The sequence below is a fragment of the Stenotrophomonas veracruzanensis genome, assembly GCF_032911525.1.
Classification (GTDB): domain Bacteria; phylum Pseudomonadota; class Gammaproteobacteria; order Xanthomonadales; family Xanthomonadaceae; genus Stenotrophomonas; species Stenotrophomonas africana.
The window spans coordinates 89,769-114,475 of record NZ_JAWJTI010000003.1 but is presented as its reverse complement, the minus strand read 5'-3'; the positions used below and the strand labels follow the sequence as shown (position 1 = coordinate 114,475).

General features: G+C 65.4%; 17 protein-coding genes. 11 read left to right on the top strand and 6 right to left on the bottom strand.

Features of this window, described 5'->3' with window-relative positions; genetic code table 11:
• Positions 1–41 precede the first annotated feature (41 nt).
• Genes msuE through R1H25_RS03855 form a run of 3 tightly spaced genes read left to right on the top strand, consistent with a single transcriptional unit; the run spans position 42 to position 2,737 of the window.
• A complete protein-coding gene (gene msuE / locus R1H25_RS03865) occupies positions 42–629 on the top strand; it encodes an FMN reductase (protein ID WP_317222778.1) in 588 nt (195 codons plus the stop codon).
• A gap of 56 nt (positions 630–685) precedes the next feature.
• Positions 686–1,663, top strand: a complete 978-nt coding sequence (locus tag R1H25_RS03860) for a DUF1852 domain-containing protein (RefSeq protein WP_049447900.1) — start codon at positions 686–688, stop codon at positions 1,661–1,663.
• Positions 1,664–1,702: 39 nt separating this feature from the next.
• The gene (locus R1H25_RS03855) at positions 1,703–2,737 is read left to right on the top strand and encodes a methionine synthase (RefSeq protein WP_057501711.1); all 1,035 of its coding nucleotides are present in this window, start codon (positions 1,703–1,705) and stop codon (positions 2,735–2,737) included.
• Here the strand turns inward: R1H25_RS03855 and R1H25_RS03850 are convergent.
• From R1H25_RS03850 to R1H25_RS03840, 3 genes are all read right to left on the bottom strand, one after another.
• Positions 2,694–3,263 carry a hypothetical protein gene (locus R1H25_RS03850; protein ID WP_373695549.1) on the bottom strand — a complete coding sequence of 190 codons (570 nt, stop codon included), beginning with the start codon at positions 3,261–3,263 and terminating at the stop codon, positions 2,694–2,696. The two genes, R1H25_RS03855 and R1H25_RS03850, sit on opposite strands and share 44 nt — an antisense overlap.
• Before the next feature lie 344 nt (positions 3,264–3,607).
• Entirely contained in the window at positions 3,608–4,756 is a 1,149-nt protein-coding gene (locus R1H25_RS03845; protein ID WP_317222776.1) for a serine hydrolase domain-containing protein, read from the bottom strand.
• A 125-nt stretch (positions 4,757–4,881) separates the two neighbouring features.
• Positions 4,882–5,886, bottom strand: a complete 1,005-nt coding sequence (locus R1H25_RS03840; RefSeq protein WP_317222775.1) for a PHB depolymerase family esterase — start codon at positions 5,884–5,886, stop codon at positions 4,882–4,884.
• Positions 5,887–6,107: 221 nt separating this feature from the next.
• Between R1H25_RS03840 and R1H25_RS03835 the strand changes: the two genes are divergently transcribed.
• Genes R1H25_RS03835 through R1H25_RS03820 form a run of 4 tightly spaced genes read left to right on the top strand, consistent with a single transcriptional unit; the run spans position 6,108 to position 13,020 of the window.
• Positions 6,108–8,270: a TonB-dependent receptor gene (locus tag R1H25_RS03835; RefSeq protein ID WP_317222774.1), complete on the top strand. Its 2,163-nt coding sequence runs from the start codon at positions 6,108–6,110 to the stop codon at positions 8,268–8,270.
• Positions 8,271–8,302: 32 nt separating this feature from the next.
• Positions 8,303–9,181 (top strand): alpha/beta hydrolase, encoded by an 879-nt coding sequence (locus R1H25_RS03830; protein WP_317222773.1) that lies wholly within the window; start codon positions 8,303–8,305, stop codon positions 9,179–9,181.
• Positions 9,178–9,654, top strand: coding sequence for a MaoC family dehydratase (locus R1H25_RS03825; RefSeq protein WP_317222772.1), 477 nt, complete (start codon positions 9,178–9,180; stop codon positions 9,652–9,654). The genes R1H25_RS03830 and R1H25_RS03825 overlap by 4 nt, the downstream gene beginning before the upstream one ends.
• Before the next feature lie 36 nt (positions 9,655–9,690).
• Complete coding sequence (locus tag R1H25_RS03820; protein ID WP_317222771.1) at positions 9,691–13,020, top strand: PAS-domain containing protein; 3,330 nt, start codon at positions 9,691–9,693, stop codon at positions 13,018–13,020.
• A 4-nt stretch (positions 13,021–13,024) separates the two neighbouring features.
• Here R1H25_RS03820 and R1H25_RS03815 read toward each other — a convergent pair whose 3' ends face one another.
• Positions 13,025–13,699: a response regulator transcription factor gene (locus R1H25_RS03815; protein WP_317222770.1), complete on the bottom strand. Its 675-nt coding sequence runs from the start codon at positions 13,697–13,699 to the stop codon at positions 13,025–13,027.
• Between the two features lie 129 nt (positions 13,700–13,828).
• Here R1H25_RS03815 and R1H25_RS03810 point away from each other — a divergent pair, with 129 nt between their 5' ends.
• Positions 13,829–15,475, top strand: coding sequence for a fatty acid--CoA ligase (locus tag R1H25_RS03810; protein WP_317222769.1), 1,647 nt, complete (start codon positions 13,829–13,831; stop codon positions 15,473–15,475).
• 277 nt (positions 15,476–15,752) lie between these two features.
• Here R1H25_RS03810 and R1H25_RS03805 read toward each other — a convergent pair whose 3' ends face one another.
• Both R1H25_RS03805 and R1H25_RS03800 read right to left on the bottom strand, forming a co-directional pair.
• The gene (locus tag R1H25_RS03805) at positions 15,753–16,496 is read right to left on the bottom strand and encodes a FadR/GntR family transcriptional regulator (RefSeq protein ID WP_317222768.1); all 744 of its coding nucleotides are present in this window, start codon (positions 16,494–16,496) and stop codon (positions 15,753–15,755) included.
• A 102-nt stretch (positions 16,497–16,598) separates the two neighbouring features.
• A complete protein-coding gene (locus tag R1H25_RS03800) occupies positions 16,599–19,490 on the bottom strand; it encodes a TonB-dependent receptor (protein WP_317222767.1) in 2,892 nt (963 codons plus the stop codon).
• 241 nt (positions 19,491–19,731) lie between these two features.
• Here R1H25_RS03800 and R1H25_RS03795 point away from each other — a divergent pair, with 241 nt between their 5' ends.
• Genes R1H25_RS03795 through R1H25_RS03785 form a run of 3 tightly spaced genes read left to right on the top strand, consistent with a single transcriptional unit; the run spans position 19,732 to position 24,697 of the window.
• Complete coding sequence (locus R1H25_RS03795; protein WP_317222766.1) at positions 19,732–21,171, top strand: polysaccharide lyase 6 family protein; 1,440 nt, start codon at positions 19,732–19,734, stop codon at positions 21,169–21,171.
• Positions 21,168–23,396, top strand: a complete 2,229-nt coding sequence (locus tag R1H25_RS03790; RefSeq protein ID WP_107379652.1) for an oligoalginate lyase — start codon at positions 21,168–21,170, stop codon at positions 23,394–23,396. The genes R1H25_RS03795 and R1H25_RS03790 overlap by 4 nt, the downstream gene beginning before the upstream one ends.
• Complete coding sequence (locus R1H25_RS03785; protein ID WP_088479256.1) at positions 23,393–24,697, top strand: MFS transporter; 1,305 nt, start codon at positions 23,393–23,395, stop codon at positions 24,695–24,697. Before R1H25_RS03790 ends, R1H25_RS03785 begins: the two co-directional genes overlap by 4 nt.
• Positions 24,698–24,707 lie beyond the last annotated feature (10 nt).

Here is a 24,707-nt window from a genome sequence, read left to right as displayed (position 1 = left end):
TACCATTTTACGTCATGGAAGGGCGTGGCTAGCATCGGGTCATGCTTTCACCTACCCGCCCCCTTCGAATCGTCGCCGTTTCCGGCGGACTGCAGCGCCCCTCCAAGGCCGCCACCCTGGCCGAGCATCTGCTGGGCCTGATCGGCGAGGAGACCCATAGCGAGCAGCACCTGGTTGAACTGGGCGAACTGGCCCCGCAGCTGGCCGGTGCGCTCTGGCGTTCGCAGCTGCCCGACATCGTGGAACGCCAGTTGGCCGCCGTCGAGCAGGCCGATGTACTGGTGGTGAGCACGCCGGTCTATCGCGGCTCGTACACAGGGCTGTTCAAGCACTTCTTCGACTTCATCCACCAGGACGCACTGGTCGACACCCCCATCCTGCTGGCCGCCACCGGGGGCAGCGAGCGCCATTCGCTGGTGATCGACCATCAGCTGCGCCCGCTCTTCAGCTTCTTCCAGGCGCGCACCCTGCCGCTGGGCATCTACGCCACCGACCGCGATTTCGCCGACGGCCGCGTGCACAACGATGCCCTGATCGAGCGGGCACGGCTGGCGGTGCGGCGGGCCATGCCACTGCTGGCCCTGCCCCGCCATCGCACCGCCGCACCTGAGACCGCCGCAGCACTTTGAATGCCGGATGCCTTCGCCCGCATCCGGATGTCGCCCCGCACTACGGAACGCCTCCCATGACGACCGACACCTTCACCTTCAGCATCACGCGCATCCCCTTCAACGAGGATTACCAGCCCGCCGATGGGACGCGCATCACCACCAATTTCGCCAACCTGGCCCGCGGCGCGGCGCGCCAGGAAAACCTGCGCAACACGATCAGCATGATCAACAATCGCTTCAACGATCTGGCGCACTGGGACAACCCCAGCGCGGATCGTTACGCGGTCGAGCTGGACATCATCTCGGTGGAGATGCACATCGACGGTGCCGATGGCAGTGATCCGTTCCCGCTGATCGAGGTGTTGCGACCGACCATCGTCGACACCCGCACCGGTGCCCGCACCGAAGGCATCGTCGGCAACAATTTCTCGTCCTATGTACGCGACTATGATTTCAGCGTGGTGCTGCCGGCCAGCAACGAGGGCAAGACCACCTTCGGCATTCCGGAGGGATTTGGCGACCTGCACGGCAAGCTGTTCAAGCATTTCCTGGAGTCTGACGCCTACCGCGCCAACTTCAGCAAGGGGCCGGTGATCTGCATCAGCGTTTCCAGCAGCAAGACCTATCACCGCACCGAGAACCATCACCCGATCCTGGGCGTGGAATACCGCCAGGGCGAGTTCTCACCCACTGACCAGTACTTCGACAAGATGGGCCTGCAGGTGCGCTACTTCATGCCGCCGGGCAGCGTTGCGCCGCTGGCGTTCTATTTCCAGGGCGATCTGCTGGGCGATTACTCGAACCTGGAGCTGATCGGCACCATCAGCACCATGGAAGCCTTCCAGAAGATCTATCGCCCGGAGATCTACAACGCCAACTCCGTGGCCGGCAAGGTCTACCAGCCGAGCCTGAAGCACCAGGACTATTCGTCCACCCGCATCGTCTACGACCGCGAAGAGCGCAGCCAGCTGGCGGTCAAGCAGGGCAAGTTCACCGAAGAGCACTTCATCAAGCCGTACCGCGCCGTGCTTGAGCAGTGGGCTGCCCGCTGAGCCATCGATTTCCCATTCGCCCCCAGGAAACAAGACGCAATGTCGACGAAGAAACTGCTTCCCACCTCCACCGCAGGCAGCCTGCCCAAGCCATCGTGGCTGGCCGAGCCCGAGAAGCTCTGGTCACCCTGGAAGCTGCAGGACGACGGCCTGATTGAAGGCAAGCAGGATGCACTGCGCCTGTCCCTGCAGGAACAGCAGCACGCCGGCATCGATATCGTCAGCGACGGCGAGCAGACCCGGCAGCATTTTGTCACCACCTTCATCGAGCACCTCAGCGGTGTCGATTTCGAGAAGCGCGAAACGGTCCGCATCCGCAACCGCTACGATGCAAGCGTGCCGACTGTGGTTGGCGCCGTCAGCCGCCCGAAGCCGGTGTTCGTCGAGGATGCGAAGTTCCTGCGCCGGCAGACCACGCAGCCGATCAAGTGGGCACTGCCCGGCCCGATGACCATGATCGACACGCTGTATGACGCCCACTACAAGAGCCGTGAGAAGCTGGCGTGGGAATTCGCGAAGATCCTCAACGAAGAGGCAAAGGAGCTGGAGGCCGCCGGTGTCGACATCATCCAGTTCGACGAGCCCGCCTTCAATGTGTTCTTCGACGAAGTGAACGACTGGGGCGTGGCCGCGCTGGAGCGTGCGGTTGAGGGCCTGAAGTGCCAAACGGCGGTGCACATCTGCTACGGCTATGGCATCAAGGCCAACACCGACTGGAAGCAGACACTGGGCTCGGAATGGCGACAGTATGAAGAATCGTTCCCCAAGCTGCAGACCTCCAGCCTCGACATCATCTCGCTGGAATGCCAGAACTCGCACGTACCGATCGACCTGATCGAACTGGTGCGCGGCAAGAAGGTGATGGTGGGGGCCATCGACGTGGCCTCCAATACGGTGGAAACGCCGGAGGATGTGGCCAACACCCTGCGCAAGGCGCTGCAGTTCGTGGATGCCGACAAGCTCTACCCGAGCACCAACTGCGGCATGGCACCACTGCCGCGCGAGGTGGCGCGCGGCAAGCTGCGTGCGCTCAGCGCCGGGGCGAAAATCGTGCGTGAGGAGCTTTCGGCGTAGCCCTGGCTGAGGATGTGTACCCTTCTTGGTGCGGGAAGGACGGAACCTGGCCAGTTACAGACCAGGTTCCACCTCTCCCCTGCACCTCGGGCCTGACCGGCATCACGCGCGGCCGTGGCGCCAGCGCTTCCTTGATCCGCCCCATCTCGCTTGCGCCGGCCTCGGCCAGGCGCCTGGCCTGCTGCCGCTGCGTCCGGGTCAGTGCAGGCGAAGGCACGGCGCTCGGTTCGGGCGCATTCTCCACCAGTCGGGCGACAGCGTCGCGCAGTGGTAGTTGTGGGCAAAGCCGCGCTGCGCACCAGCGTTCGGCGTAACGCTTCGCCTGACGGGCGCTGGCGGCGGACACGACTTTGGTCTGTGACATCCTTCGGGCGTCCAGTTTCAGGCGGAACCCGAGCACGGCATGCGGCACGATACTGGCCACCGAACGGCCGTTCCACCACAGATCCCAGCGCTCGCCACTCTGCACCCAGCCGGATGGCCGGGTGACATTCATGAAATCTGGACGATGAAATGATGAGCCCATGATGGGAAGCATACGAACGCCCGTCGCACCGGCTGAGATCCGGGCAGCGCCCCCCTGCACTGCTACGCCTTCACGAAAAGCAATTAATGTGACGTGTCACGGCCGATGCTTTCGATCCACTCCATGTAGCGCGATACGCGCCGGTAATCGCATTGTGGAGACCATACAACCAACGACAGCATGCAGCGACGAATGCCAATAGTTCGAGCGCAAAGCCCTGCGGGCGTCAGCCGCTGGGGCCGGGCAGCCTGTCCGGATCGGTTCCAGGCCTGTCCGCCAAGTCGTCCTGCGAAGCCACTTTGTGCACGGAACGGGCCGCGCGGGCCAAGACGCCAACGGGAGGTTCAACGCGCAACGATTCTCCCGACCAGGGTATCGATCGCCGCCTCCATGGCACGCGCGGTCTGGTCACCACTCTGGTTGGTGATCACGAAGATGCCCAGATCGTGCTCCGGCATGACGTAGACGTAGCACTGCGAGCGTGGCACGCCACCGTGGTGGGCGTAATAGACACCCTTCTGGCGATCGCCGGCGACGATGTTCCAGAAATAGCCGATGCTGAACTCATCGTCGAATCTGGCCAGAGTGCGATGCGATTCCTGCACCACCGGGCCGTTGGCCAGCTGGAACTGAAGGTATTTCACCATGTCGGGCACCGTCGCCTTGACGTTGCCGGAAGCGCCCCACGGCAACTGTGGCATCAGCGAGGTCGGCACCGGATTGTCGCTGTGGTAGCCGATGGCAAGACGGTCTTTTTCCGCACTCCCCAGCCTGATCCTGATACTGGTCATTGCTGCGGCGTCGCTGAAGAAGCCACGCAGCAATGACGCGTAGTCGGTCTTGTAGACGCCTTCCAGGATGTGGGCCGTCAGCTCCGTCCCGGCGCTGGAGTAGGCGTACTCTTTCCCGGGCATCCGTGGGATCCGCACGGCGTGCAGATCCCGCAGGAAATCCGGCTTGCCGTAATGCGCATAGAGGGCACTGAGTTCACCGGGCACGCGGTGATCGGTGAAGTCCTCCAACACGGTGTTCGCCCGCTCCGGCAGCATGTTCGGCAGGCCACTGGTGTGCGACAGCAGGTGACGGACCCGTATGGGTTGGCCCTGGTACTGCAGGTTCGGATAGTCGCCCTGCAGGAAGCTGCGAACGTCATCCTCCAGGCCCACCCTGCCCTCAAGCACTGCACGGGCCATCAGCGTGCCGGCCAGGGTCTTGCTCAGCGAGCCGATCTCATACAGCGTTGCGTCGGTCGGCACATCGGGCTTGCCGGCTATCATCTCGCCGCGATGTCGGATGATGGCCTTGCCCCGGTACACCACACCGATGGAGGCCGAGTGCAGCAAAGGCTGTTCGATCAGGGCCTGGGCCACCTCGTCGACCGCCGCCCCCACATCGTTCGGCGGTGTCTTCCCGCCCCCGCAGCCGACGGCCAGGAGCACTGCGGATAGCACGACGGCATTGAGCCATTGCCGGTTTCGGGGAGTCGTGGACATGGATTCCATGCGTCGGCGCTTGAAGGTCGTGGGAACGAGCGATCACGATAATCGATTGCCATGAGCGACTGAGGGTGCCATCCGGCACCTCCAGCCGCGTCCCGCCATGAAGCGACCTCCCGCCCTCAGCGCTGGTAGTCCTTCAGGAACAACCAGGTGATCAGCGTGGCATCCGGCCCCTTCGGGTCGGTGAACGGCAGGCCCGACTGGCTGCCGCTCCAGGCATGCCCCATGCCCTGCACCACATAGTGCTGGACCAGCGTCCTGCCACCGTAGGCGTAGGTGTCGACGGTATACGCGCGGCCGGCCGGCACCTGGCCGTGATAGGTGCTGGTCGGCATGTACCTCACCGAGTCGTTGTCCAGGCCGTCGTCGGCCAGGTCATTGGTCTGCAGGAACTGGCGCACGGCCTGCTGGCCGTTCACCGGATTGACGGTCAGGTCGGCGCTGCCATGGAACACCAGCACCGGCAGCGGTCGCGGCGACGGCGAACCCGAACACTGCCACGCCAGCCGGCCATTGCTGTCAGGCGAATAGATGCTGCCGGCCAGCAACGCATAGGCGCTGCCGGAAATCGTGGTCGCGCCCTTGAACATGCCACCGGAATGGATGGCGCCGGCGGCGAACACATCCGAATAGCAGGCCAGCATGATCGACGTCATCGCGCCGCCCGCCGAAATACCGGTGACGTACACACGACGCGGATCAACGCTGTAACCCGCCTTCACCTTGTCCACGATACCGGCCAGGATCGAGGCCTCGCCGCTGCCGCGCGCCTGGTTGATCGGCAGTTGCCAGTTCCAGCAGCGGGCTGGATTGGAGCTGACGTTCTGCCGGGGGTAGACCACGATGAACCCTTCGGTATCGGCCACTTCATTGAAGCCCGACGCCTCGCCCATCAGGTTGGGCCCGTTGACGCAGCCGTGCAGCACCAGCAGCAACGGAAGCGGCCGGCTGTCGTCGTAGCCGGCCGGCACCCACACCTGGTACTCGCGGGCGCCGAACAGATTGCCATATAGGCCGATATCCCAATGCCCGGCCGGGCCGGCGGCAACCGCGCTGCCCACCGTCGCCAGCCAGGCACACAACACCAGCAGTACCACCTTGATCGAATCGATTCCGGATTTCATGGCCAGATCCTCATGCGTGAGTCGTGGATGAAACGGTGCCGGGATGCGCTCCCGGCTGGGGGTGCGCCCAGTATCCGCATCCAGCGGCCGCCGCCGACTGGACCTAGGTCCACTCGCTGCTGGCCGATGACACCGCTAGCCTTGGCTGCAGGGGTGGCAACGGGCCATCCGCACGCTCATGCCTGGGGGAGGACCGAATGAAACGGAATTGTTTGAGTCTCATGATCGGCGCGCTGCTGGCCACCGGGCCGGTGCTGGCACAGGACGCACGGACGGCAGGCAGGTCCGCTTCGCCGACCAACCTGGACAGCATCAAGGTCACCGCGCGCAAGCGCGAGGAAACCCTGCAGGAAGTGCCGGTGGCAGTCACCGCCTTCACGTCGGAGGCGCTGGACAGGATGAATGTCCAGGACATCAGCGACCTGGACGCGCAGGTGCCGAACCTGACGATCTACGCGGCGCGCGGCGCCAGCAGCACGGTCACCGCCTACATCCGCGGTATTGGCCAGTCCGACCCCACCTGGGGGGCGGACCCGGGCGTGGGCATCTACCTGGATGATGTCTACATCGCACGCCCGCAGGGCGCACTGCTGGACGTGTTCGATGTCTCGCGCATCGAGGTGCTGCGCGGCCCGCAGGGCACTCTCTATGGCAAGAACACCATTGGCGGTGCGATCAAGTACATCTCGCGCGGCCTGCCCACCCAGACCGAGGGCTTCGCCCAGATCACCGTGGGCGACTACAGCCAGCTGGATGCGAAAGCGGCCATCGGTGGCCCGATTGGTGGCGCCGACAGCGGCCTGCGCGCCCGTCTGGCGGTGGCCAGCATGAACCACGACGGGTTTGGTGAGAACACCTTCAACGGCCAGCCGGTCAGCGACAAGCAGATCAACGCGGCACGCCTGAACCTGGGCGCATACGCGGGCGACGACTTCGACGTGCAGTTCGCGCTGGACTGGATCGATGACCAGTCGGGCATGCGCGGCTCGAAGATGCTGGCGCCCAATCCATTCCTGCGCGCCTACCCGCCGATGGACAGCCGCTACGACATCCGCTCGGGCATGCGCAACCTCAACAACGTGGAAACCAAGGGCGCTTCGGCCACGGTGAACTGGCGGCCGAACGAGGATATCGCGGTGAAGTACGTGGTGGCCAAGCGTGAATCGGACAGCGAAGCCAACATCGACTTCGATACCACGCCGATCAAGCTGGCCGACGTGGGCGGCACCTACCACGACGACCAGGTCAGCAACGAAGTGCAGTTGAATTACGATGCCGGCGGCCGCGTGCGCGGCGTGGTCGGCCTGTACCAGTTCAGTGGCGAGGCCGGCGGCCAGATCCAGAACAACTACTTCAGTGCGCAGTTCGCCGACAACCAGGGCAAGGTGCTGACCGACAGCATCGCGCTGTACGCGGACTGGACCTTCGACCTGACCAGCAGACTGAAGCTCGATGTCGGCGCCCGCTACACCGACGAGGACAAGCGCGCGATCGTGCTCAACCGCCTGTACGCCGACCCGGGCTTCAGCCGGCCGGTGGCGGTGACCGCCGACTTCGACAAGAAGACCAACTTCAAGAACGTCTCGCCCAAGGTCTCGCTGGACTACCAGATCACACCGGACATCATGGTCTACGGGCTGGCCACGCGTGGCTTCAAGTCCGGAGGCTACAACATCCGCGCCAACGCCGTAGCGGTGCCGCGCTCGGCCGAGCCGTTCGACGACGAGACCGTGGACAGCTACGAAGTCGGCAGCAAGATGGCCTTCCTCGACCAGCGCCTGTTCCTCAATCTGTCGGCCTTCTACAACAAGTACAAGGACATCCAGCTGTCGGTGTTCACCGGCCTGGATACCAATGGCGATGGCATCGATGATTCCTTCTTTGGTGATTTCACCAATGCTGGCGCCGGTACCGTCAAGGGCCTGGAGGTCGAATACCAGTACCTGCCCAGCCAGCACTGGCTGATTTCCGGCAACCTGGCGTGGCTGGACACCCAGTACGACGAGTACATGGACCGTGGCGTCAATGTTGCCAAACAGATGAAATTCACCAATGCTCCGGAGTTCTCCGGTGCGTTCAACGTGGAATACCGCACCGACCTGGCCAACGGCAGCAACCTGTCAGCACGGGTGAGCTACAGCTACCAGAGCGAAGTGTGGCCAACCACCGACCTGAGCCCGTTGATCAAGCAGGATGGCTACGGCCTGGTCAATGCCGGCGTCATCTGGCGCCTGGATGATGCCTGGACCTTCTCGTTGCAGGGCACCAACCTGGCCGACAAGGAATACCGCACTACTGGCTACAACATTCCTGCAGTCGGCACGCTGATTGGCTTCTATGGCCCGCCGCGCCAATATAGCCTCAGCGTCCGTTACGATTTCTAGCGCATCCGTTACGATCTTCAGGAAGCTTCTGCATGACGCAGTCTTACGACGACCTGTACTGGAACAGCGACGATGGCCTGCGCCTGCACGCGCGCGACCATGCAGCGGACGCCCGGCAGGCGCCCCGCGGCACCGTGGTCTGCATTCCCGGCCTGACCCGCAATGGTGCCGATTTCGATGCACTGGCCGAAACACTCACCGCCAAGGGCTGGCGCGTGATCGCCGTCGATCTGCGTGGCCGCGCCGGTTCAGAACGTGCGCATGATCCGTCCAGCTACAACCCGCGCACCTACGCGGATGACATGGTCGCGCTGCTGCGCTCGCAGAACATCGACAAGGCAGTGTTCGTCGGCACCTCGCTGGGGGTGCTGGTGACCATCACCCTCGCCTCCCGCGCGCCTGAGCGGATTGCTGGGGCAGTGCTCAACGATGCTGGCCCCAAGGTGCCGCGTGAGGCGCTGGCACGGATCGGCCAGTACGCCGGCAAGCCGGTGCCGCCGATGGATCTGGAGCAGGCCACGGCCTACGTGGAATCCATCGGCAAGGCCGCGTTCCCGCGCTTCAGCATCGACGACTGGCGGCAGATGGCGGTGCGCACCTTCCGCCCACGCAGCGATGGCCTGCTGGAACTGGACTACGACCCGGCTGTGATCCGTACCACCCGTCCCTGGCTGCTGTGGTTGCTGCGGCCGGTGCTGTGGCGTGCGGTTCGCGGGTTGACCGCACGGGTGCCGGTGCTGGTGGTGCGTGGCGCGCTGTCCGACATTCTGCCGGCCGATGTCGCCCGGCAGATGGCGGCCACCTCGGAGAGCGCCCGTCTGGTGGAAGTGCCCGATGTGGGGCACGCACCGATGCTGTCCGAGCCTGAGGCACGTAACGCGATCCTGGCCTTGCTGGAGCGGGTGGCGTGAGTACGGACAGCGGGCTGCCTCCTGCCCTGCAGGCGTTGCAGCAGTGGGCGGCCAGTGAACGGCTGAGTGGCGTGACCCGCGTGAACCAGTCACGCATCGATGCCTTTGCCGGCGCTACCGGCGACCACAACTGGATCCATGTCGATCCGACGCGGGCGCAGGCACAGATGCCGGGCGGGCATACCATCGCACACGGCTTCCTGTTGCTCTCGCTGACGGTGGAGGACGATGTGGCCGCCCTTGCCGGCTTCCCCGGCATCGCACACGTGCTCAACTACGGGTTGAACAAGGTCCGCTTCCTGGCGCCGGTGCCGAGCGGGTCCGAGGTGCGGGTACGCTCGCAGCTGGTGTCACTGGATGCGCGCCTGCCCGGCCAGTGGCTGCTGACCCAGCGCAAGACCGTCGAGCGGGTTGCCGATGGCGAGCTGGCACTGGTCGCTGAGCAGCTGTCACTGATCGTGAGCGCCTCCTAGCGCCACCCCGCCCGGTTCTCTCCCTACACTGGAGCGATGTTGACGCCCTCCATCGTCCTCTTCGCCTGCATTGCATGGACTGCACTGCTGTTTGGCGTGGCGCTCTGGGGCGAGCGCCGGGGGTACCGGCTTTCGAACGTGTGGCCGCTCATCTATGCGCTGTCGCTGGCCGTGCACTGCACCGCGTGGACCTACTACGGCGCCGCGTCGCAAGGTCTGCAATGGGGCTTCCCGATCCCACCGACCCTGGCTGGCATGGCGCTGATCTTTACCTTTGGCCTGCCGTTCCTGCTCCGACTGGGGCGACTGGCCAAACAGCACAACAGTGCCACCATCGCCGATCTGGTTGTCGCGCGACTACGGGCCGATCGTGGCCTCGGCTTCACCATCACCCTGGTGGCGCTGTTCGGCATCATTCCCTATATCGCACTGCAGCTGAAAGCCGTCAGCCAGGGACTGGGCGCCCTGCTCGGTGATCGCTTCGCGCCTGCCGGTGCGCAGCTGGACATGTCGTTCTGGTTCGCGCTGACGATGGCCGCGTTCACCCTGCTGTTCGGTGCACGCAAGGCCTCGGCCACCGAGCCCAACCGCGGCATCGTGGTCGCACTGGGCCTGGAGTCGGTGTTGAAACTGGTGGCGCTGCTTGCCATTGGCCTGTATGCGGCGCTTTCCGTGCACAAGGCCGGCACGCCGATGCTGGAGAAGATGGCGCAGCTGCCGCCACCGGCCATCGTGCCAGACTATCTCACCATGGTCGCGCTGGGGGCGATCTCCGCGTTCACCCTGCCGCACCAGTTCCACGTCGGCGTGGTCGAGCTTCGCCAGACCTCGGACCTGAAGACGGCACGCTGGATGTTCCCGGTCTACCTGCTGCTGATCGGCCTGCCGTCGGTGCCGATGGCATTGGCCGGCACCGCACACCTGCCGGCCTCGGTATCGCCCGACCTGTACGTGCTGGCGCTGCCGCAGGCCGGTGGCCATCATCTGCTGGCGCTGCTGGCCTATCTGGGCAGCCTGAGTGCGGCCACCGGCATGATGATCCTGTCCGGGCTGACCCTGTCGATCATGCTGGGCAACCATGGCTTCGGTTCGCGCCTGCTCGGCGGCATCGAGGGTAGCGTGGCCAACGCCGATCTGCGCCCGCGCGTGCTGGCGTTCCGTCGTGCCGGCATCCTCGCCGTGTTCCTGATGGCGTGGCTGTACAGCCGCGCGATGAGCGGCACCGAGGCACTCAGCGATTTCGGCCTGATGTCCTTCACCGCCCTCTCGCAGCTGGCACCGGCGGTGCTGCTGGCGGTGTATCGCCCACGTACGCCCTCCCCGGCCATCATGGCCGGCATCGTGCTGGGCTCATTGGCCTGGCTGTGGCTGGTACTGCTGCCGATGGTGATCCCGGCCGCGACGCCGTCGGTCGGTGCCGACGGGCTGCATTGGTTGTCGGTGGTCTCGCTGCGCGTGCAGCCGGGCCATATCGCCATCAGCATGGGGGCCAGCCTGGCGGTCAACCTGCTGACCGTGGCCCTGGTGTCGCGGGCCGTGCGTCCGTCATTGCCACGGCGGCGGGATGCGGTGGCTGCGGTGTCCCTGCGCAGGACCGCCGGGCGCTTCCTTGGCCAGGAGCGTGCGCGCCAGCTGCTGGAGGGCCACGCCGGGCAGATGCTGGATGACGACCGGGTCACCGCCGTTGAGCGCGAGCTGACCGCCGTGGTGGGCGCAGGCATGGCACGCCTGCTGGTGGAGGCCGCCCGTGAGGGCGGCACCGCGCCATTGGATGCAGTGACCCGCGCGGTCGGCGAAGCGACCCAGGTGCTGCGCTTCAATCAGCGCCTGCTGGAGGCGGCGCTGGAGAACATGAGCCAGGGCATCAGCGTGGTCGACGCGCAGCTGCAGCTGGTGGCCTGGAACAGTCGCTACGCCGCGCTGTTCAAGTTTCCGCCGGAGCTGCTGCAGGTGGGGCAGCCGGTGGTCAATCTCACCGCCTGGGCCCTGGGGGAACTGAAGATCGGCGACGCCCCCGGCGACACGCCCACCAAGGCATTGCAGCGCCGCGTCGCGCATATGCGCCGTGGCACGCCGCATCTTTCCGAACGGATCTTCCCCGATGACACCATCGTTGAGATCCGCGGCAACCCGATGCCGGGCGGTGGCTATGTCGCCACCTTCACCGATGTCACTGCATTCCGCCGCACGGAAGATGCGCTCAAGCGCAGCAATGAAACCCTGGAACGCCGAGTGCAGGACCGCACCGCCCGTCTGGAACAGGCGGTGCACGAAGCCGAGCGTGCGAACGTGGCCAAGACCCGCTTCCTGACCGCCGTCGGCCACGATCTGATCCAGCCACTGCATGCGGCGCAGCTGCTGACCGAGGCGATGTCGCAGCACATCGAATCAGAATTCCTCGACAGTTTCCTGCGCCAGATCCGGGGTGCGCTGGATTCCACCGATGACCTGCTGTCCGGCCTGCTGGACATCTCGCGGCTGGAAGCCGGTGGGCTGGTGGCCGACCCGCGTCCCTTGGCGCTGTCCACCGTGCTGGATCCGCTTGCGCAGGAGTTTGCTGTACTGGCGGCGGCGCGCGGCCTGCAGTTCCGTTACGTGCGGACCCAGGCATGGGTGCACAGTGACCCGCTGCTGCTGCGCCGTGTGCTGCAGAACTTCCTGGCCAATGCCATTCGCTACACCGAACGCGGGGGCGTGTTGCTGGGCGCGCGTCGCCGAGGGCAGACACTGTTTGTTGGCGTGCATGACACCGGGCCCGGTATCGCGCGCGAGCAGCAGGCGATCGTGTTCGAAGAATTCCACCGCGGCGACCGCAGCAACGGCCAGGGGCTCGGCCTGGGCCTGGCCATCGCACACCGCATCGCCGGCCTGCTGCATGCACCGCTGCACCTGCGCAGCGTGCTCGATCACGGCTCGACTTTCTCGATCAGCGTGCAACGCGCAGCACGACCTGCGACCCCGAGGAATTCACCACCGACTGGCGGCAGCAGTGCCCTCAAGGGTATCTGCGTACTGGTGGTCGACAATGACCCGGACGCACTGGACGCGATGCGGCAACTGCTGCTTTCCTGGGGGTGCGATGTCATCGCGGCAGGCAACGCCGACGCCATCGGGCCCTCAGCGCACGACGCGGCGCTGTGGCTGTTCGACTACCACCTGGATGATGGCGATACCGGCGTGGCGCTCTGGCAGCGGCTGGTGGGCATGCATGGGCCGCGGCCGACGGTAATCCTCAGTGCGGATACCGGCAGCGATACGCGCGAGGCGGTGCGCGGCGTTGGGCTGTCCCTGCTCAACAAGCCGTTCAAGCCGTTGGCGCTGCGCTGGGCGATCAACCACCTGCTGGGGGCCACCACCACGCCCTGACCGGTCAGGGCTCGGGCAGCTCTTCGATCTGCCGGGATGGATCGGCCAATCCCATTTCGTGCAGCACGCGGATGGCCTGCGCGCGGTTGCGTACGCCCAGGCGCTCCATGATGCGTGTCATGTGCGCCTTGACCGTGCGCAGCTGCACGCCCAGCCGGTCGGCGATCTGCTTGTTGAGCAGGCCTTCGGCCACCAGCCCCAGCACTTTGTATTGATGTGCGGACAGGCTGGCCAGGCGTGCGGCCAGGTCGGCATCCCTGCTGAACGGCGCTACCCGGGCCACCGGTTCGCGCAGCAGCGCCGGGATCCAGCGTTCGCCCTCCAGCACGGACTGCAGCGCGGACTGCAGCTCGTTCAAACCCGAGCTCTTGGGCAGGTAGCCCGCGGCGCCGAGGTCGATAGCGCGCCGGATCACCTGCGGCTCCTCGTTGGCGGAGACGATGATGATCGCCAGGCCCGGCTGCAGCGCTCGGATCGTGGCCAGCCCGGCCAACCCGTGGTTGCCCGGCATGTGCAGGTCCAGCAGCATCAGGTCGATCGACTTGTTCTCGATCGCCTCCAGCACGCTGTCCAGTGAATCCGCCTCGCTGATCTGCAGATCGGCAGCCGCCTCTTCCGCTGCGCGATGCAGTGCCGCGCGGAACAAGGGGTGATCATCGGCGATGAGCAGGGTTGGCATGTCCCGGCGAGATTATCAAATCGGGTGCGCGCGGGAACAGGTACCTAGGTACGCTGGTACCGCAGGAAGGGCTTGCTAGTGTGGTGCGGAGAAGGCCGGCGACCGCAACGCCGCCCACGAGGAAATGCCATGTCATCCGCCCCCGCTCCCGATGTCCATGCCTATCCACTGCTGATCAAGCAGCTGCTGCTGATGCCGCTGGCGGTGAGTCCTGGACAGGAAATCGTCTACGGCGACCAGGTCCGATTCGATTACCGCACCCTGCAGGCACGCATCGGCCAGCTGGCCGGCCTGTTGACCTCGATGGGCGTCAGCCACGGCGACACGGTGGCGGTGATGGACTGGGACAGCAACCGCTATCTGGAGGCCTACTTCGCGGTGCCGATGATCGGTGCGGTGCTGATGATGGTGAACGTGCGCCTGGCCCCCGAGCAGATCGCGTACACGCTGAACCACAGCGGCGCGCGGGTGATCCTGGCCAATCGCGAGTTCCTGCCGCTGCTGGACGCCATCGACGAGCAGCTGCCGGACCTGCGCACGCGCATCCTGCTGGACGATGCCAGTGGCCCGCTGCCGCCAGGCTTCGCCACCGAGTACGAAGCGGGGTTGCGCGGTGCCACGCCGGTCGTCCGCTTCCCGGACTTCGACGAGAATGCCCGTGCCACGGTGTTCTACACCACTGGAACCACCGGGTTGCCCAAGGGGGTCTATTTCAGCCACCGGCAGCTGGTGCTGCATTCGCTGGCGGCGATGGCCGCGCTCGGCGGCGCACCCCGCCAGGGTCGACTGCATCGTGACGATGTCTACATGCCCATCACTCCGATGTTCCATGTGCACGCGTGGGGCCTGCCCTACGTGGCTACCGCGATGGGCATCAGGCAGGTCTATCCGGGGCGCTACCTGCCTGCGAAGCTGCTGGCGTTGATCGCCCGCGAAAAGGTGACCTTCTCGCACTGCGTGCCAACCATCCTGCACATGCTGCTGGAGCACCCGGACGCGGCGCAGACCGACCTGGAGGGCTGGAAGGTGATCATCGGCGGTGCCGCCCTGCCCCGTGCCCTGGCACAGCGTGCACTGGCACGGGGCATCGACATCTTCGGCGGCTATGGCATGTCCGAGACCTGTCCACTGCTCACCATCGCCCAGATCGACGTGGACAGCGTGACCGATGCCGATGAGGTGCTGTCACTGCGCACCAAGGCCGGCATACCGGTGCCGCTGGTGGACCTGCGCATCGTCGACCCGGACATGGGTGATGTCGTCCACGATGGCGTCGCCACCGGCGAAGTGGTGGCGCGTGCACCTTGGCTGACCCAGGGCTACATGCACGATCCCGAGGCTTCGGCAACGCTGTGGGCGGGCGGTTACCTGCACACCGGAGACATCGGCAACATCGACGAAGGTGGCTACCTGCGTGTCACCGATCGCATCAAGGACGTGATCAAGACCGGTGGCGAATGGATCTCCTCGCTCGCGCTGGAAGACATCATCGCGCTGCACCCGGCGGTCAGCGAGGTCGCGGTGATCGGTATCGCCGATACGAAATGGGGTGAGCGGCCATTGCCGCTGGTGGTCAGGAAGCCGGGAAGCCATGTGGCCGAAGCGGAGATCATCGAGCTGATCGCAGCACGCAGCCGCGCCGGGGATATCTCACGCTATGCGATTCCGGAGCGGGTCAATTTCGTGGATGCGATCGAGCGCACCAGCGTGGGTAAGATCAACAAGAAGAAGCTGCGTGGGTTGCATGACCCAGCGACTGACTCGGGCCGTGGGTGATCTCCGCCTGATCGCCGAGGTCAATGTTCGCACGGCAAGGTATGAAGTTGCGCCCCGGGACCATGATCTCCCGGGGCACCACTGTCCTGCAGCAGACTCGGTGCTGTCCTGCCAGCACAGGTCACCCTCAGTCGATGCAGGGTCCCTTTGCAGCGATCGCCTTATCGGCCCCCTTCGCGCCGATGCTGGCGGGGCCCTGGCATGCATCAAAGCTGTACTTGATCAGCTTCCACGCCCCGCTCGACCACCGGAGCGCCGATTGTGTTGAACGCGGCACTCAGATCCGCGTCGTAGCCATGAACCGTTCGCGGTCCTGCTGCGTGCGGCGGCGGATCTCCTCCAGCGCCTGGCTTTCGGTCGCCTGCAGCATGGCTTCGAACAGGCGCTGGAAATGATGGCGCATGGCATTGCGCGCGGCCAACGGATCGCGTGCGCGCAGTGCTTCGAAGATGGCCATGTGTTCGTCGGCACGGCTGGCGCCATCATCATGGCAGACCCGCGAATAGACCTCGGTCACCCGCGGCAGTTCGCTGCGCATGCGCCAGATCTGCTGCACGAAGTACTCCACCACCGGATTGCCTGACAGGCGGGCAATGGTCAGATGGAAACGGCGATCGTACTCGCCTGCTTCCGCGTCGCTCAGGTCGCGACGGCACAGCGCTTCGGCCAGCACCTGCAGTTCGGCGATGCCGGCATCGTCCAGATTGCTTGCCGCCAGAGCGGCGGCCTCGGCCTCGAATACCGCGCGGGCAGCGGTGAGGTCGAAGGCGCTGACATCCGGCAGCCCGCCGGACGCCTGCGTCGGGCGCGGCTTCACATGCACGCCCGATCCGATGCGGATCGCAATCCAGCCCTGTGCTTCCAGTGCAATCTCGGCTTCGCGGATGGTGACCCGGCTGACACCGAACCGTTCGGCCAGTTCACGCTCGCCCGGCAGCCGCGAGCCTGGCGGAAATTCGCCGTCCTCGATCAGCTTGCGGAGCTTGGCAGCGATGGTCTGGTAAAGGCGGTTGGCGGACATGCGGCTGACCCTTGGCGATTCCTTCCGGGTCCCTGCCCTGCCACCGCGGCCGGCAAGGGTCCGGTTGGAGCGACGGCGCGACCACTGGCCACGCCGCCCTGTTCAGAACTTGTATCGTACACCGAAATACGCACGCCGCCCGTAGGTCACCACTTCGCGGAAGTTCCCATAAAGCGGCTGGTAGGCCACGCGGGGCTCGTTGGTCAGGTTCATCATCTCCAGCGACAGCGACAACTGCTTGTTCACCCGGTAGCGCAGGCGCAGGTCCACGCTGGTGTTGTCATCGTAGTAGCGGTTCTGCTGCGCGGTGTTGCCGGTGAAGTCCTGGTAGTAGTGCGAGCGGAACTTGCCGATGGCCTGGATGTTGAAGCGCCCGACGTCCCAGTAGATCGAGCCGGACAGGACGTGCCGCGAGAAGCCGCTGAGGCCCGCCGGCGGCACGATCGCCGGAATGATCGTGCCATCACTGGCCAGCTGCTCGCCCAGTCGTGAGTCCTGGGTCCGGTAGTCGGCATCGGCGTAGTTGTAACTGACCTTGAAGCCCAGCCCGTCGAACGGCTTGGGCAGGTACGACAGTCGATGGGTGGCGGTCAGCTCGAAGCCGGTCAGCGTGCTGTCCTCGTCGGTGGTTACCTGCTGGCGCACCGGCACGGTCACGCTCCGGCCGTCGATGGTGTAGGTCTCCGGCACCAGCGCCGTGGCGGTGCCGCCGTTGAACTGCTTCCAGTACACCGCGCCGGCCAGCATCGTGTCCGGGTTCGGGTACCACTCCAGGGAAAGGTCGCCGTTCCAGGACATCAGCGGCTGCGCGGCGGGGTTGCCGCTGGCGCTGATGTCATCCAGCGCGTCGGCCAGATTGCCGTAGGTGGCATCGCTGCTCACGTTGATGGTGCGTCCGGCGCCCAGCGCAGCGATGTCCGGCCGTGACATCGCGCGGTATGCACCGACCCGCAGCAACACGTCCGGGCGCAGTTCGAAGGCCGCGTTGAGGCTGGGCAGCAGCTTGTCGTTGCCCGCCTTGAACACCTGCGTGGTGTACTCGCCGGTGGGTTGCAGGCGGATCGTGCCGTCACCGTTGTCCTGGATACGCAGCCCGGTACGCACGCCCTCAGAACGCACATCGGTCTTGACCCAGCGCAGGCCGAGGTTGCCGGTCACCGGCAAGCCGAACAGGCTGCTGCTGAACTCCCCCATCAGATAGAGGGCGCGCGTCTTCTCGGTGATATCGACATTGTTCGGATCCTGAAAACCCGCATCCAACCCACTGTCGAGGCTGCCACGGAACGACTGGTACAGGCAGTTCGGATCGAAGTACGCCCACGAGGAGATCGTGTTGCCGCTGGCGGCATCCATGAAGTCATCCTGCGGGAACGGCGCGCGGCAGGCCTGGTTGGCGGCGATGATCTTCGCCTTGTCGGCCGCCACGCGCTGGTCGTAGTCGGTTACCAGGGTGTTGTCGCGCAGGCGATAGTCAGCCTGGCTGGCGCGCACGCCGCCCTTGATGCGGGTGAAGAAACCGGACTCGGGCATGAAGCTGGCATCGAAGCGGCCGGCCTTGATCCTGTGGTCGTTCTCCGTTGCGCTCGAGGTGACGCGCGCCGCGCCGGTGTAGGCGTCCCAGTTGTTGGGGTCGAAGTTCGGCGCCAGGGCAACACTGGGCACTTCGCCGTGCCAGTCCCAGTCATAGTCCACGTAGCCGGTGGCACCGCTGCTGATGCCCGGCACGATGGCATTGTTGACGTCGCGCTGGTTGGCGCGCAGGCGGGTCATGCGCTCGCTGTCGAGGCGATTGGTGTGCGAGTACGAAAGATCGGTGGACAGTTCCCAGGCCGGGGTCGGTCGCAGGATCAGGTTCAGGCCACCCCCGGTGTATTCCTCGCCACGCCAGTAGCGGTTGGAAGTGGAGTCGATCGAAGTGCTGCCATGCAGGTGGCGCACGATGCCCTCTGCGTCCACGTCGCGCCGGGTGATGCCGCGGCGAGCGTTGGACAGGCTCAGATCGCTGCGGTTCTCGTACCAGTTGCGCTCGGTGTGTTCGAAGTCGAGGTTCACTTCGACCACGTCATTGGGCCGCCACTGCAGTGCGGCGAACTCGCTCTGCCGGTCGTTGCGCTCCTGCTTGAGGCGGTAGATGCGGCTGCTTGGCACCAGGTAGTACGGCGCGCCGTTGGCGATGGCCTGCGCGGACACTTCGTTGCAGTTGGCATTACCCACGTTCTGCGTGCCATCGCAGGCATACCAGGTGGAACCGCTGGTGATGCTCTCTTCCGGATCGGTACCGTCCAGGCGCTGGAAGCCCAGCGAGATGCCCAGCTTCTGACCATTACCGAACTCGAACTGGTCGATGTAGCTGGCGGTGCCACGGTAGCCGATGCCGTCGTCGTCGCGGTACTTCCTGTCATACTCGGCCCAGCTGCCACGCAGATCGATCTGCGCCGAGCGCTTGCCGTACTCCAGTGGGCGCACTGTTTCCAGGCCGATGGTGCCAGCCACGCCGCCTTCGATGATGTCGGCGCGCTGGGTCTTGTAGATGGCCACCGTGTTGATCAGCTCGGCGGGGAACATGTTGAAGTTCACCGAGCGGTCGCCGCTGCCGTTGGTGATTTCGCGGCCATTGAAGTTGGTACTGCTGAGGAAAGCGCCGAGGCCACGGATCGAGATCTCCGATGCACCGGTCTTGTCCCGTGTCGAGGCGGCACCGGTCAGGGTCTCGATCGCATCGGCCAGCGAGGGCGCGGGCAGGTCGCCGATGTCATCGGCCGACAGCACGTCGGCGATGACGGTGTCGTCGCGCTTCTTGTTGATGGAACTCTGCATCGATTCGCGGATGCCCGTGACCTGCACCTGGTCCAGCGTGGTGGGATCCTGCCCTGCCGCGTCCCTGCTGGATTGCGCCTGGGCCGTGGGCAGGCCCGCCAGCACGGCGAGCAACGCCACGATCAGGGGTGTGGGGGACAACGAGATGCTGTGCACTGCTCCGGCGGGTCGCCGCATGGTTTCCTCCTCCCAAAGGATCGCCTGCATGCCAGGCGTGGGACGCAGCTTCGACACGGCGACATGAAAATGTCAACCAATTGGTATGCGATTGTTCAAATGCCTTTTATCCATACCAGTTGACCGCAATTTAATGTGCTCATGCAGCATGACTTTGCGCGAAAGCTGGCTTACAACAGTCCCGAAAGTGGTATGCAGGCCCACCCTGAAACGACGGTCCGGCCGTCCCTGGAAGGATTTCATGCGCACTCACCCGCTGGCGTGTCACCGATCCAATAATTCATGGCTTTTTTGCCTGGCCAGTGGCCTGGCAATGTGCCTGACCACTTCAGCCGCAAGTGCAGCCAGCTGGCTCGTCCATGATGTCGCCGAGTTCGCTACCGCCGCTTCGGCGCTGCAGCCTGGCGATGAAGTCGTGCTGGCTGACGGCACCTGGACCGATGCCCGGCTGCTGCTGAAGGGCCAGGGCACGGCAGCCGCGCCGATCGTGCTGCGCGCGCAGACCGCCGGCAAGGTCGTCCTCACCGGACGCTCGGACCTGCGCTTGGCGGGGAGCCACCTGCAGGTGTCCAATCTGGTGTTCCGCAACGGCTATACGCCGGGTGATGCGGTGGTGGCGTTCCGCGAGTCGAGCAAGGCCGTCGCCAGCAACAGTCGCGTCACCGGCCTGGTGATCGACGACTACACCAACCCCGATGCCAGTGACCAGGACTACTGGGTTTCCTTCTATGGCAGCCACAACCGTCTCGACCACAGCCAGCTGCGCGGCAAGACCAACGCCGGGCCGACCGTGGTGGTGGTGCGCGATGCCACCCAGGGCCTGGATAACCAGCACCGTATCGACCACAACTGGTTCGGGCCCCGCCCGGCACTGGGCGTCAACGGTGGCGAAACGATCCGCGTCGGCACCAGCGATAGCTCACTGAGCGATTCCAACAGCACGGTGGAGAACAACTGGTTCGAAGGCTGCGACGGCGAGACCGAGATCATCAGCAACAAGTCCGGCGGCAACACCTACCGCGGCAACGTGTTCTACCGTTCGGCCGGCGCATTGACCCTGCGCCATGGCAACAGCAACCGCGTAATTGACAACGTCTTCCTGGGTGACGACAAGGCCGGCACCGGTGGCGTGCGCATCATCAACGCCGACCAGATCGTCAGCAACAACTACTTCGAACGGCTGGCCGGGTCCAGCAACCGTTCGGCACTGGCGGTGATGGATGCGCACGCCAGTCCGCCGCTGTCCGGTTATGCGCCGGTGGTGAATGCCACCATCAGCCGCAATACCTTCGTGGACGTGGCGAAGATCAGTTTCGGCGTGGGCCACGATGAGGCCAAGGGCATCGTGGTCGCCGCCAGCGACAGTCGCTTCAGCGCCAACCTGATCGTCAACCGCAGCAGCAGGAACCCGCCCAATGCCGCCAGTTCGCTGGCTGGCATCGCCTTCAGCGGCAACGTGCAGTCGCCGACAGCCAGCACCGTGTTCCCGGGAGGCGTAGAGGGCCGTGGCGTCATCCTGCAGCGGGCTGCCAGCGGACTATGGGTGCCCACGCCTGCCCTGCCCGCCGTGGGCGCCGATCCTGCCCTGGCGATGACCGCGCGCGAGGCGACTGGCGTCGCCTGGTATCCCAAGGTGGGCGAAGTTGCCCCGTCACGCACCCGCAATGGAGTTGATCGATGAGGTTGCAGCCGCTGTTCGTCTCCCTGGCCTTGGCCTGTCCCGTTGCCTTGATGCCGGCCGCCCCGCTGCTGGCGGCCCCGGCCACCGTCGCGCGACAGTTCGATGCGGCACCTGTGCTGGTCACCGCCGCACAGTGGCAGCAGATGGCCAGTGAAGGCAGCCGCTACCCGTGGTTCGCCAAGGAGCAGGCGCGCACCGAGGCAACGCTGAAGAAGATGATGAAGGCCGGTATCGACGTGCCGGTGCCCAGGGACAAAGGCGGCGGGCGCACGCATGAACAGCACAAGCGCAATTACCAGGCGCTGCTGGCGGCAGGCACCCTGTACCGGCTGACCGGCGACAAGGCCTATGTCGCGTACTCGCGCGACATGCTGCTGCAGTACGCCAAGCTCTACCCGACGCTGGGCCCGCACCCGGAGGGTCGCGGCCAGATTCCCGGCCGCGTGTTCTGGCAGGTGCTCAACGATTCGGTGTGGCTGGTCAACGCCATCCAGGGCTATGACGCGATCCGTGATGCGCTGTCCGCCGAGGACCGCGACACCATCGAATCGAAAGTGTTCCGGCCAATGGCGGAGTTCCTGGCGAGCGAACCGAAGAACTACGACCAGATCCACAACCACGCTACCTGGGCGGTGGCCGCCACCGGCATGACCGGCTATGTGTTGCATGACCCGGAACTGGTGGAGAAATCCCTGCGCGGCAGCCAGAAGGACGACACGTTCGGCTTCCTGCGGCAGATTGACCTGCTGTTCTCGCCCGATGGCTACTACGAGGAAGGCCCCTACTACCAGCGCTATGCGTTGGCGCCGTTCCTGCTGTTCGCCAACGCCATCGAGCGCAACGAGCCGCAGCGGAAGATCTTCGCGCGCCGTGACGGCGTGCTGTTGAAGGCCGTGGATGTGCTCGTGCAGACCAGCTACGACGGCCTGTTCTTCCCGATCAACGATGCGATCCTGGACAAGGGCATCGACACCGAAGAGCTGGTGGCCGGCATCGGCATCGCCTATGCGCGCACCGGTGATGACCGTCTGTTGTCGGTGGCCCGGCAGCAGAAACGCCTGCTGTTGTCACCCGAAGGCCTGCAGGTGGCGCAGGCACTGGCCGCCAACAAGGCCAAGCCCTTCGATTACCGCCCAATGTTGCTGCGCGATGGCCCCGACGGCGACCGCGGCGGCCTGGCGATCCTGCGCATGAACGGCGAACGCGGCCAGGCGCTGGTGCAGAAGGACACCATGCAGGGCATGGGACACGGCCACTTCGACAAGCTCAACTGGCTGTTCTACGACAACGGCAATCCGGTGGTGACCGACTACGGTGCCGCCCGCTTCCTCAATGTGGAAGCCAAGCGTGGGGGCATCTACCTGGCCGAGAACCGCAGTTGGGCCAAGCAGACCGTGGCCCACAACACCCTGGTGGTGGACGAACAGAGCCACTTCAAGGGCGACTGGAAGCGGGGTGAGGAGCATGCCCCGCAGGTGCGCTTCTTCCAGGCCGATGCCGATACCCAGATTGCCTCGGCAACGATGCGCGATGCCTATCCCGGCGTGGTGTTTACCCGCACCCAGGCGCTGCTGCGCCACCCTGACCTGGGCCTGCCGGTGGTGCTCGACCTGCTGCAGGTGCACGGTGACAAGGCCGCGCGCTACGACCTGCCGCTGCACTTCAACGGCCACATCGTCACCACCGGCTTCGAGGCCGAACACTTCCCCGCCCAGCGCCCGGTGCTGGGCAAGGACAACGGCTACCAGCACCTGTGGCTGGATGCACGCAGCAAACCCGGCAGCGAGCCGCGTTCGCTGGCCTGGCTGCTGGATGGGCGCTTCTACACTTACCGCTTCGGCAGCAGTGCGCCGGCACAGGCGCTGCTGGTGGAAAGCGGTGCGAACGATCCGGAATTCAACCTGCGCCGCGAACCAGCCCTGCTGCAGCGCGTGGAAGGCCAGAAGGAGGTGACCTTCTTCAGCGTGCTGGAGCCGCATGGTGAGTACAACGGCACCGCCGAGTACGTGCATGGCGCCGACAGCCGCATCAAGGAGATTGTGCGTACCCGCGGCAGCGATGCCGAGGTGATCGAGCTGCGCCTGGCCAGCGGCGCACGCATCGCCCTCGGCGTGGCCGATGACAGCAGCGCGAAGGGCGAGCACAGCGTGACCGTCGATGGTCACGCCTACCGGTGGAGCGGCAGCCACGCGCGCATGGACCGCAGCAAGGGTGACGCGAAATGAACGGCCCTGCTGTGGTGGATCAGCTGCGCAAGGTCCCGGTACGTTCGGCCGTACGCTGGCTGATCGTCGGCCTGATCGCTGTGGCCACGGTGATCAACTACATTGACCGCAACGCACTGGCGGTGATGTGGCCGGAAATCGCCAAGGAAGTGGGCGCGACAAAGGATGACTACGCGCTGCTGGTGACGGTGTTCATGCTGTTCTACGCGGCCGGCCAGTTCCTGTTCGGCCGTCTGTTCGACATGATCGGTACGCGCCTGGGTTTCGCCCTGTCGATCAGCGTGTGGTCGATCTCCATTGCCCTGCACTCGATCACCCATTCGATGCTGTCCTTCAGCCTGGTGCGGGCGATGCTCGGCATCAGCGAGGCCGGCGCCTGGCCGGGCGCGGTGAAGGCCAACGCCGAGTGGTTCCCGGCACGCGAACGCGCACTGGCGCAGGGCGTGTTCAATGCCGGCGCGTCGATCGGCGCGATCGTGTCCGCACCGGCCATCGCCGGCCTGTACCTGTGGCTGGGCTGGCGCGGCACCTTCGTGCTGGTCGGTGCCATCGGCTTCCTGTGGCTGCTGCCGTGGCTGTTCGTCTACCGCGCCGGCCCGGACAAGCACCCGTGGGTGAGCGATGCCGAGCGGCGGCTCATCCAGGAAGACCAGGCCGGGCAACAGGCAGAGGCGGCGCCGAAGGCCAGCGTTCGCGAACTGCTGGCCCACCGGCAAAGCTGGGGCATGCTCGCCTGCCGCTTCCTGCTGGACCCGATCTGGTGGCTGTTCGTGTCCTGGCTGCCGATCTATCTCGCTGAAACCTTCGGCTTCGACATCAAGCAGATCGGCCTGTTCGCCTGGGTGCCGTTTGTCGGTGCCATGCTGGGCAGCCTCAGTGGTGGCTGGCTGTCCGGGCGGATGATCCGCGCCGGGCACAGCGTGGACCGCGCCCGCAAGCTGGCCATCACGCTGGGCTGCGTGATCATGGCCCCTGCCCTGCTGGGCGCGGTGCTCGCCAACCAGCCATTGCTTGCCGTGCTGGCCATCGCCGCGGTGCTGTTCGGTTTCCAGGTGGCCATCGGCAACATCCAGACCCTGCCGGGCGACCTGTTCGACGGCCGCTCGGTGGGCACGCTGGCGGGCCTGGGTGGCCTGGCCGCCGTGGCTGGCACCTTGATCACCACCTGGCTGGTGCCGGTGCTGACCCGCCATTCCTATGCCCCGATCTTCATCCTCGTTGCCGCGCTGGTGCCGCTGTCGCTGGCCGCGCTGTGGTGGTGGACCGGACCTATCCAGAAGCTCGACCGTCGCGGCGATTGAGCCTGCAGTT

What these genes read in the sequence shown, in the direction of transcription:
- msuE (WP_317222778.1), top strand. Translation starts at nt 42, where the DNA reads ATGCTTTCACCTACCCGCCCCCTTCGAATCGTCGCCGTTTCCGGCGGA.
- R1H25_RS03860 (WP_049447900.1), top strand. Translation starts at nt 686, where the DNA reads ATGACGACCGACACCTTCACCTTCAGCATCACGCGCATCCCCTTCAAC.
- R1H25_RS03855 (WP_057501711.1), top strand. Translation starts at nt 1,703, where the DNA reads ATGTCGACGAAGAAACTGCTTCCCACCTCCACCGCAGGCAGCCTGCCC.
- R1H25_RS03850 (WP_373695549.1), bottom strand. Translation starts at nt 3,263, where the DNA reads ATGGGCTCATCATTTCATCGTCCAGATTTCATGAATGTCACCCGGCCA.
- R1H25_RS03845 (WP_317222776.1), bottom strand. Translation starts at nt 4,756, where the DNA reads ATGTCCACGACTCCCCGAAACCGGCAATGGCTCAATGCCGTCGTGCTA.
- R1H25_RS03840 (WP_317222775.1), bottom strand. Translation starts at nt 5,886, where the DNA reads ATGAAATCCGGAATCGATTCGATCAAGGTGGTACTGCTGGTGTTGTGT.
- R1H25_RS03835 (WP_317222774.1), top strand. Translation starts at nt 6,108, where the DNA reads ATGATCGGCGCGCTGCTGGCCACCGGGCCGGTGCTGGCACAGGACGCA.
- R1H25_RS03830 (WP_317222773.1), top strand. Translation starts at nt 8,303, where the DNA reads ATGACGCAGTCTTACGACGACCTGTACTGGAACAGCGACGATGGCCTG.
- R1H25_RS03820 (WP_317222771.1), top strand. Translation starts at nt 9,691, where the DNA reads ATGTTGACGCCCTCCATCGTCCTCTTCGCCTGCATTGCATGGACTGCA.
- R1H25_RS03815 (WP_317222770.1), bottom strand. Translation starts at nt 13,699, where the DNA reads ATGCCAACCCTGCTCATCGCCGATGATCACCCCTTGTTCCGCGCGGCA.
- R1H25_RS03810 (WP_317222769.1), top strand. Translation starts at nt 13,829, where the DNA reads ATGTCATCCGCCCCCGCTCCCGATGTCCATGCCTATCCACTGCTGATC.
- R1H25_RS03805 (WP_317222768.1), bottom strand. Translation starts at nt 16,496, where the DNA reads ATGTCCGCCAACCGCCTTTACCAGACCATCGCTGCCAAGCTCCGCAAG.
- R1H25_RS03800 (WP_317222767.1), bottom strand. Translation starts at nt 19,490, where the DNA reads ATGCGGCGACCCGCCGGAGCAGTGCACAGCATCTCGTTGTCCCCCACA.
- R1H25_RS03795 (WP_317222766.1), top strand. Translation starts at nt 19,732, where the DNA reads ATGCGCACTCACCCGCTGGCGTGTCACCGATCCAATAATTCATGGCTT.
- R1H25_RS03790 (WP_107379652.1), top strand. Translation starts at nt 21,168, where the DNA reads ATGAGGTTGCAGCCGCTGTTCGTCTCCCTGGCCTTGGCCTGTCCCGTT.
- R1H25_RS03785 (WP_088479256.1), top strand. Translation starts at nt 23,393, where the DNA reads ATGAACGGCCCTGCTGTGGTGGATCAGCTGCGCAAGGTCCCGGTACGT.